This window comes from Pedobacter sp. UBA5917 (genome assembly GCF_002432345.1).
Taxonomy (GTDB): Bacteria; Bacteroidota; Bacteroidia; order Sphingobacteriales; family Sphingobacteriaceae; genus Pedobacter.
Genome location: NZ_DJDT01000164.1, coordinates 1 through 7,145, shown reverse-complemented (window position 1 = coordinate 7,145; position 7,145 = coordinate 1). Strand labels below are relative to the sequence as shown.

The 7,145-nt window shown below is 40.8% G+C and carries 5 protein-coding genes and 1 tRNA gene; 3 read left to right on the top strand and 3 right to left on the bottom strand.

Features of this window, described 5'->3' with window-relative positions:
- Positions 1-698: helix-turn-helix transcriptional regulator (locus B2V92_RS10530; protein WP_293307619.1), on the top strand; the 698-nt coding region annotated here is incomplete at its 5' end.
- 244 nt (positions 699-942) lie between these two features.
- Here B2V92_RS10530 and B2V92_RS10525 read toward each other — a convergent pair.
- Complete coding sequence (locus tag B2V92_RS10525) at positions 943-2,073, bottom strand: epoxide hydrolase family protein (RefSeq protein ID WP_293307617.1); 1,131 nt, start codon at positions 2,071-2,073, stop codon at positions 943-945.
- Positions 2,074-2,198: 125 nt separating this feature from the next.
- Between B2V92_RS10525 and B2V92_RS10520 the strand changes: the two genes are divergently transcribed.
- Positions 2,199-3,164 carry a GlxA family transcriptional regulator gene (locus tag B2V92_RS10520; protein ID WP_293307615.1) on the top strand — a complete coding sequence of 322 codons (966 nt, stop codon included), beginning with the start codon at positions 2,199-2,201 and terminating at the stop codon, positions 3,162-3,164.
- A gap of 68 nt (positions 3,165-3,232) precedes the next feature.
- On the opposite strand, the gene B2V92_RS26555 is transcribed toward B2V92_RS10520, so the two are convergent.
- Positions 3,233-3,511, bottom strand: coding sequence for a pentapeptide repeat-containing protein (locus tag B2V92_RS26555; RefSeq protein WP_414691893.1), 279 nt, complete (start codon positions 3,509-3,511; stop codon positions 3,233-3,235).
- A gap of 167 nt (positions 3,512-3,678) precedes the next feature.
- Positions 3,679-6,606: a sensor histidine kinase gene (locus B2V92_RS10515; protein WP_293307613.1), complete on the bottom strand. Its 2,928-nt coding sequence runs from the start codon at positions 6,604-6,606 to the stop codon at positions 3,679-3,681.
- Between the two features lie 379 nt (positions 6,607-6,985).
- On the opposite strand from B2V92_RS10515, the gene B2V92_RS10510 reads away from it, so the two are divergent.
- A tRNA-Gly gene (locus B2V92_RS10510) sits at positions 6,986-7,061 on the top strand.
- Positions 7,062-7,145 lie beyond the last annotated feature (84 nt).

The following is a 7,145-nucleotide window of genomic DNA, read 5'->3' as shown; positions in this document are numbered from 1 at the left end:
GGCTACCGGCACACCGACACGATAAGGGGCAGTTACTTTTGGTGTTTGGGGGAATTGCCTACCTGCGGACCAGGGAAAAAGACTATTACATCCCGTCCAATCATTATATATGGATCCCGAAAGCTTATTTTCATAACCTGATGTTTAATACCCAGGATCTACAGATCATCAATATCTATTTTCCGGATAAAAATGCTGCTAAATTTTATGAAGAACTGGGGATTTATCCTGTAAGTAAGCTATTATCAGAAATGCTTTCCTTTACTGCAAAGTGGCATGGAGAATATTTTGCGGGTTCGTGGGAATTTGAGTTTTTAAACACGCTTAAAAACCTGCTGGCAAGAGAGGATTTAAAAAAATTTTCAATCCAGCTGCCTACAACAGATGATCAGCGTTTAAATGATATCACTACCGATTTACGCAGCAGATTAAGCGAACCATTGATGCTGGAAGACATTGCCAAAAAGTTTGGTTATAGTGTAAGGAGTTTAACCAGATTATTCCAACTACAGCTGCATATATCATTTATACAGTACATTAAAATGCTAAGGGTAATCCGTGCCATGGAACTGATGAAAGATACCGACCTGAATGTTACCCAGATTGCCTACGAAGTGGGTTATTCGAGTATTTCGGCCTTTAGCAATACATTTTCACAATTAACGAATATGAGGCCAACCGATTTTAAAATGATGTAGGTTTACCGGTTAGTTTTAGTGTTAATGCGAACCAGCTCCCATATTAAATCTAAATCTTTAGATGTTTAGGCAAGTTACTAAAAGCGGCTTTTTTTCTCACCACATACAGATTTAAGAACCATATAGGGTTACATGTTCTTATATTTCCTGATATGGTGAGAAAATATTATTGAATAATTAACTGCAGAGCGTAGTAAAACGGTGTTATCTTCATTTACAGTCCGATATTTCTATCTCTTTACAATCAATACGAAAAACCAGCAAAAGCCTTACGTATTTCTTTTTCCAATAATCCTGGAGTTTCCAAAGCCGCGAAATGCCCGCCTCTTTCTATATTGTTCCAGCTTTTAACATTGTATATGCGTTTTGCAAAAGCTTCAGGGATCTGTATGCAATCTTTAGGGAAAATTGAAAAATAAACAGGTGCATGAATTTCCAGCTTTTCTTTTGCAGGTATTTGATGTGCGGTTTCATAATAAATCCTTGTTGCTGCACCGGCAGTTCCCGTGAACCAATAAATAGAAAGGTTGGTTAAAAGTTCATCTTTGCTAAAAGCAGCCTCAATGTTTCCATCATTATCGCTCCAGCTGTTAAACTTTTCTACTATCCAGGCTGCCAGAGCAACAGGCGAATCGTTTAAACCATAAGCCAGGGTTTGTGGTTTGGAGCTATGAACTGCCACATAAGCACCTTCTGTTCGCTGCCATTTTCCCGCAGCCTGCAGATATTCATTTTCATCCTCTCCGAATTCGGCAAAGTTGGCTGTAAAAAACAGATCTGGCGGTACATTGGTGAGGTGTAATCCCTGTATTTTACCTTTTTCCTGTGCAGCCATTTGTGTGGCTATACTTGCACCCCAATCGCCGCCCTGTATAAACCAGCTTTCATAAGCCAGTGTTTCTGTCATTAGTTTATTGAACAACGCAGCTATTTTAGCAGGACCGCAGCCGCTTTCTCTAGGGATATCAGAAAATCCAAAACCCGGGATGGATGGAATGATTACATCAAATGCAACACCGTTTTCATCGGGTTCGGTTAACAGCGGAATCAGTTTGATAAACCTATAAAAAGAATCGGGCCAACCATGGATCAATAAAAGAGGCAGGTTTTTCTTTCCCTTACCTTTTTGATGGATAAAATGCAGGTTTATTTCCTCATTTTCTGTTTTAAAATGATCGAACTGGTTTAGCAATGCCTCTTGTGCAATCCATGAAAAATCGTTAGCCCAATAATTACATAATTCTTTGAGGTAAGATAAATTGGTTCCATAGTTCCAGCTGCTGTTTTTTATTTCATCAGGCCAACGGGTTTTAAGCAATCTAGACTTTAGATCTTCCAGCAGATCGGTATTAATTTCAATTTTAAAAGGTTCCATCTTTTTTATTTTTTATGATAAGGTATTTATAAGGCAAAGTTATCCGGTACATCACACAACAATAGGGTGTTCATATAGCAACATAAGGGGTTGTTTGTACATTCGAGATCATGTATTTTTGAGTTATGAAACAGATCAGTTTTTTACTGGTAGGCGGCAACCTGAAACCGTCTTCGCTATTTGGCGCGATAGAAGTATTTGAAAAGGCCAATCAATTTTTAAAAGAAAAAGGTGAACCTGCCTATTACGATATCCAGTTGGTGGGCGAGGAATTTGGACAACCTATGCTCAATTCATTTTTTTCGCTTCAATCTTTAAAACATCCTGGCGAAATCAAAAAAACAGACTGTATCATTATCCCCGCATTTGATCCGGAAGAAGAAGCCATAACAAAGTATGCAGCAGCACTAAACTGGGTGGCCGATCAGCATCGAAAAGGAACAGAAGTAGCGAGTTTATGTTCAGGAGCATTTTTATTGGCTGCAAGCGGCCTTTTAGACGGCAAACCCTGCTCTACCCACTGGAGGGCAGCAGATCTTTTTAAAAAGATGTTCCCGAAAGCGCAGCTTGCCATGGATAAAATCATTACCGACCATCAGGGCGTATATACTTCAGGCGGCACCATGTCGGCCTTTAACCTATGCCTTTATCTGGTAGAGAAACACCTCGGAAGGGAAGCAGCACTTTTTTGTACAAAACTAATGCAACTGGATATCGAAAGACATTCGCAATCGCCTTTCCAGATATTTACCGGGTTAAAAAAGCATACTGACGATATTATAAGGGATATCCAGGAGTTTATAGAAATGAATACGAGCGAAAAAATAACGGTCGACTTTCTCGCTGATAAATGCAATATGGATAGGGTAAATTTCTCACGCAGATTTAAAAAAGCCACAAAACTCCCGCCTATCGACTATATCCAGCAGATTAAAATAGAGGCAGCAAAAAGGGCACTGGAAAAGGGAACCAAAAACATCAATGAAATTATGTACTCAGTTGGCTATATTGATGCAAAAGCATTCAGAACCATTTTTAAGAAAATTTCCGGATTGAGTCCGACGGAATATAAGGCGAAGTTTAGCCATTAAAAATATCTGTCAGTAGCAAGACGCTACAACCAGTGTATAGAAACTATTCAAACAGAATTTGGATGTATTTATCTATGTATATTCGATAAATATTCAATAAAGTCTTCTGTATTAAGACGGTTATTGAAATATTGAACGCGATCAACCATAACATCATCAAACCGACAGTCTTTAAAGTTGGCACCGGTAAAATCTGAATTGATTAAATTTGCATTCCGAAAATCTACATTCTGGAAATGGCAATTTTTAAACACACAATTATTTAAGCTGGCACTACAGAAACTGAGTTTGTAAAATTTCGCAGCATTAAACTTTACACCATCCAAGATGCAGTTATCGAGTATCATGTTGTCTATATATTCATGAAATTCAAAATCGCAGTTCGCAAAAGTTCTTTCCCCTCTATCATACAGATCCAGTAATTCTCCTATACTTGTTGGTGTTGTCATATCATTAAGGTCAACTTTTAGCTTTTAGATTCCTCTTCATCCGCCATATCCAAAAACATGTGCCACTAATTTTCGATAGGCAGTTTAAAATAAAACAGCGATCCTTTTTCAGGTTCACTTTCCAGATTGATCTGCCCGCCATGCCTGTTTATTATTTCTGCACAAAGGTAAAGCCCGATGCCAAAACCACGGAAACCCTTATGTGCCGAATCTGTTCTGTAAAAACGTTTAAACACATGTTGCTGATCTTCATTTTTGATCCCGATACCATAATCACGTACACCAACCGTTAACATAGTACCATCCGATTCTGTAAAAACGTCTACCTGTGGTGCTTCAGGGGCATATTTTACGGCATTTACCAATAAATTGGTAATCACCTGTCCAATTTTGTCCCGGTCTCCGGATAATTTCAACCCGCTATTTCCGCTATAATTGATCTGATGTTTTGAAGCGGTAGACTGCACATCCAAGATCGTTTCATTGATCAGTTCGTTAAGATCGAAATGCTCGGGTTTAAGATGCAGCATGCCTTCATCAAGTTTGCTCACGTCCAAAAGATCATCAACAAGTTTCGACATTTTTATTACCTGATGCCTTGCACGCTCTGCAGCATGGGTTAGGGATTGTTCCTGCGATTTTCTGGCTTTCATTTCAATCACCTGCACATAACCCGAAAGTGCTGTTAAAGGTGTTTTAAGCTCATGTGTAGCCACAGCCACAAAATCGCGCATGCGCTGTTCATTGCTACGCCTAACCCTATTGATCTTGATCTGCGCCCTCACTTTGCTCAACAGCTCCTGACCTGAAAAAGGTTTCACCAAATAATCGTCGGCACCTGCTTCCAGGCCATCAATACGCGATTCTTCCCCTGCCCTTGCCGAAAGAAAAATCAATGGGATCCAGTTTTTTTCTTCCCTTTCGCGGAGTTTGGCCAAAAGCGTCTTACCATCCATTACGGGCATCATGATATCACTTAAAATTAAATCAGGATTCAATGATCTTAATTGTTCAAGCGCATCGGCACCATTTACGGCAGTATAAACCGTAAATTCCGGTTCGAGCAGGCGTTTAAGATAAGCCCGCATATCCGCATTATCATCAACAACCAAAACCTTTCCTTCCTCTCCGCCAAGGTATAAATTATCGGGTTCCTCTTTTGGCGCCGCAGCATTGGTATACTCATTCCCCAATAAACCCGAAGCTTCCTGCAAAAATGATTCGCGGAGGTTTGTTGCACTGGCCTGGTAATCTTTACCATAAACCAGCTCCTGCGGAAGATGTGCGCTGCCCAATGGCATATTTATGATAAATTTTGAACCCTGGCCCAAAATACTTTCTACTTTAATTTCTCCTCCATGAAGGTGAACCAGTTCGCTCACCAGCGAAAGCCCGATTCCAGAGCCCTCATGTGTACGGCCTGCAGAATTTTCTACCCGATGGAAACGTTCGAACATATGCGAAAGTTCCTCTTCGGGAATTCCTACACCTGTATCGATCACAGCGAGTTCTACCGCATTGCCCAATACCTCTAGTTTTAAGGTAATGCTCCCTTCAAGGGTATATTTAAAGGCATTCGATAATAAATTGAGCACGATCTTTTCCCACATCTGTATATCCACAAAAGCTTCCAATTCAATGGCTGGGGTTTCAACAATCAGTTTCATTCCGGCCTTTTCGATGATTGAACGGAAACTACTGGCCAGATCGGCAGTAAGGCCGGCAAGATCAAGCGGTTGATAAGCTGCCTTAACGCGACCAGCCTCCACCCGACTGAAATCGAGCAGGTTATTAACCAGTTTAAGAAGGCGCAATGCATTTCGATGGGTAGCGAGAACCGTTTCCCTCACCTGCGGATCTTCCATAATGGCATGACGCTGCAGATCTTCCAATGGTCCCAGCATTAATGTGAGCGGCGTACGGAACTCGTGACTTACATTGCTAAAAAATGCAGTTTTAGAACGGTCGATTGCAGCAAGCGCCTCCGCTCTTTTTTGTTCCTGCTCGTAAGCGTAAACATTAGAAACTGCTGTACTAAAGGTATTGGCCAAGAGCGTATAAAAGCCCAAATATTCTTCATCCATGGCCCTACGTGCACTTACGCCGGTAACGATATAACCATAAGGCATATCTTTACCTGAAAGAAATATAGGCAGGATTACGGCACTATTCGGTGCTTCAGGGTAAGGTTTACATGCAAAATCGCCAAAACGCTGGTTAAGATCATCTATAACCAGCGGACCTGATTGCCCTTCGGAAAAAGGCCATTTACGATTATTATCCGAAAAATTAATCTCATTAACAGCAAGTTGGCTCGCATTTTCGAGTCCGGCTGCACTTATCAATGCTGCATTTTCCTCATCCGGAGACAATACATAAAAAAGTAAAAAAGGCAGGTCGTTTACAAAATCATTATGATGTTCGGTAGTAAGAACGCCAATAGCCTCGATGGTTTTTGCTTTGCCAAGCAACGCAGCAACATCACGCAGCACCTGTGTTCTCCTTGCACTCAACATTTTATCAGTGGTTTCGGTTATCGGGTGAAAAATTCCCCCAACGCCACCTGTCTCATCCCGTATCGGTGCAAAAGAAAAAGTCATAAAGGCCTCTTCCAGATAGCCGTACCGAAAAAGGAACATCTGCTGATCTTTAATATAAGTGCCCTCTCCCATTTGCCCACGGGTAAATTTATCGCCCACCACCTCGAGTGCCGATTCCCAGCACACACGGAAATTCATGCCCATCGATTCGGGATGCATGGCACCACAGATAGGCCTGTAGGCATCATTATAAATCTGGATTGTTTCAGGGCCCCAGGCAATTAATATGGGAAAAGTTGAGGAAAGGCAAAGACTTACCGAAGTACGGAGACTCTGTGGCCAATTTTCGACAGGGCCCAAAGGGTTTTTAGACCAGTCCATTGAGCGCATAAGCGCACCCATTTCGCCACCGCCCGATAAAAATTGCTCATTCGATAAGGTTTGACTATCCATTTTTTGATAATACTTTTAGAGGAGCTAAAGATAGAACAAAATGGTAAGAGTAAAATTAGCCCTTAAAGAATACCGTACAAATTTGTAATAAAAACAGGTATTATTCCAATTAGTGCTGATTATATCACCGATTTAAATCTTAACCGGCTTAATTTAACGCTGAATCTTATTTAATTTTTCTCCGGCAATAAAATTTATTCGGATAAAATTGCCTTCCAAAGCACAGCAGTGCCATTATTATCAAATCCATTTAAATTTATCTCTCTGATTTTTAACCACTAATCGGTATGGCATCATTTTTTTATTTTATTTTTTTGCATTGAAAAGTTTAATTTCTATATTTGCAACCCCAAAGGAACACAGCGAATGTGTAAATTTTGCGAAAGTAGCTCAGTTGGTAGAGCACGACCTTGCCAAGGTCGGGGTCGCGAGTTCGAATCTCGTCTTTCGCTCCAAAATGCCTTCCTACCAGAAGGCATTTTAGTTTAAGTTAACCAAGCCGATGGAGATCGGTAAAGGCTAATGCTCGGGTGGTGGAA

Bases quoted from the DNA above. Each gene is read 5' to 3' on its own strand.
- B2V92_RS10515 (WP_293307613.1), bottom strand. From the start codon at position 6,606: ATGGATAGTCAAACCTTATCGAATGAGCAATTTTTATCGGGCGGTGGC.
- B2V92_RS10525 (WP_293307617.1), bottom strand. From the start codon at position 2,073: ATGGAACCTTTTAAAATTGAAATTAATACCGATCTGCTGGAAGATCTA.
- B2V92_RS26555 (WP_414691893.1), bottom strand. From the start codon at position 3,511: ATGATACTCGATAACTGCATCTTGGATGGTGTAAAGTTTAATGCTGCG.
- B2V92_RS10520 (WP_293307615.1), top strand. From the start codon at position 2,199: ATGAAACAGATCAGTTTTTTACTGGTAGGCGGCAACCTGAAACCGTCT.